Genomic DNA, 1,997 nt, shown 5'->3' on the forward strand with positions numbered 1-1,997 from the left:
CCATCGTTTCCTCCCTCGTGGAAACGCCGGACGAGTCGCCGGTTGTCCCAGCATGTGCCGACGCGGCGTTGCTGCCTTCCCGCGCCCGGGTGATCGGGCTCCCTCGAAGGGGGGAGACCGGCCGCGACGCCCGTCAGCCCTTGAGGCCGGTCATGGAGATGCCCTGGATGAAGCGCCGCTGGAACACCAGGAAGGTGACGATCATCGGGAGGGTGGCGACCACCGAGCCGGCCATCAGGAGGTTCCAGGAGGTCCGGTTCTTCACCACGAAGAGAGCCAGGCCGAGCGGCGCCGTGTACTTGTCCGAGCTGGACACGACGATCAGCGGCCAGAGGAAGTCCTCCCAGGCGTACGTGAAGGTGAAGATGGCCGTCGCGGCGAGGGCCGGGCCGCAGAGCGGAATCACGACCTTCCAGAACACGCGGAACTCGCCGGCGCCGTCGACGCGGGCCGCGTCGAGCAACTCGTCGGGGATCGACATCATGTACTGCCGCAGGAGGAAGATGCCGAACGCGCTGACGGCGCCGGGCAGGATCAGGCCCCAGTACGAGTCGAGCCAGCCGTGTCCGCCGTGGCCCAGCGCGTCGTTGCCACCGAAGAACGGGACGTGTTTGAGCACCAGATAGTTCGGGATCAGCGTGACCTGCGGCGGCACCATCATGGTGCCGAGGAACAGCAGGAAGATGATGTCGCGGCCGGGAAACCGGCGCTTCGCGAACGTGTACGCGGCCAGCGCGTTGAAGAACAACTGGAGCACGGTGATCGAGGTCGCCACGAACGCGCTGTTGACGAACCAGCGCCACGCGCCCTCGCTGCCCTGCGCCTGTTCGCCGACCTTCCCGATGCCGAAGAAGCCCTTGTAGCCGTCGAGGGTCGGGTCCTGCGGGATCCACTGCGGGGGCCAGGAGAAGATGTCGCCGATGTGCTGGAACGAAGCGCTGACGAGCCACGCGAACGGGGCGACGAACAGCAGCGCCCCGGGGACGAGGATCGCGTAGGACAACGCCATCCACAGCCGGCGGCGCACGATGTGGCCGCGCGAAGGCGGCTCGCTGCCGGAGGGCTGGGCGTTCACCGCGGGTCGCGGGATCGTCGCCGTCACAGGTCGGCCCTCCGGTACAGGTGGAGTTGGATCGCGGTGAACACCAGCAGCAGCAGGAACAGCGCGTACGCGAGCGTGCTCGCGTACCCCATCTCGTAGAACTTGAATGCGGACTCGTAGATGTAATAGACCATTGTGGACGTGCGGTTGACCGGCCCTCCGCTGGTCATGATGTAGATCTGGGTGAACACCTGGAACGAGCCGATGATGCCCATCACCATCAGGAACAGCGTGGAGGGCGCCAGCATCGGCAACGTCACGTAGCGGAAGCGGGCCCAGGCGCCGGCTCCGTCGATGCGCGCCGACTCGTAGAGCTCCGCCGGCACGCCCTGCAGGGCGGCCAGGTAGACCACCATCGAGAAGCCGACGCTGGTCCACACACTCATCAGCACCACGGCCGGCATCGCCAGGTTCTTGTCGGAGAGCCACAGCAGGGGCTCGGTGATGAGATGCGTCTTGATCAGGTAGTAGTTGATCGGCCCGAAGTCGCCGTTGTAGAGCCACTTCCAGACGATCGCGGCGACGACGAACGGGGTGACGACCGGCAGGAAGAACAGCGTACGCAGGACGGACCGGCCCCACAACGGCTGGTTGAGCAGCAGCGCCACGCCGAGCCCGATGGCCATCCCGAGCGGCACCGAGGCCCCGGTGAAGTAGAAGGTGTTGATCACCGAGCGCCGGAAGTCCTCGTCGCCGATCATGTCGCGATAGTTCTGCAGCCCGATGAACGGCTTCTCCGGCTCGAGGATGTTCCACTCGCGGAAGGTCAGATAGAAGGCGAAGCCGAGCGCGAACACCGTGAAGATCGAGAACAGGATCAGACCGGGAGCCAGGAACGCGTACGCCGACCGCTCGCGCCACATCAGCCCGGCAGTCCTGCGCACACCCCGCCGCC

The 1,997-nt window shown here is 66.2% G+C and carries 2 protein-coding genes; both read right to left on the bottom strand.

Annotated elements, in window-relative coordinates; translation table 11 throughout:
* Positions 1-133 precede the first annotated feature (133 nt).
* Positions 134-1,102: a carbohydrate ABC transporter permease gene (locus tag AB0M20_RS40455; RefSeq protein ID WP_364306482.1), complete on the bottom strand. Its 969-nt coding sequence runs from the start codon at positions 1,100-1,102 to the stop codon at positions 134-136.
* The coding region (locus AB0M20_RS40460) for a sugar ABC transporter permease (RefSeq protein WP_364306483.1) at positions 1,099-1,997 on the bottom strand (899 nt) is incomplete at its 5' end. The genes AB0M20_RS40460 and AB0M20_RS40455, both read right to left, overlap by 4 nt.

This window comes from Actinoplanes sp. NPDC051633 (assembly GCF_040681735.1).
Taxonomy (GTDB): Bacteria; Actinomycetota; Actinomycetes; order Mycobacteriales; family Micromonosporaceae; genus Actinoplanes.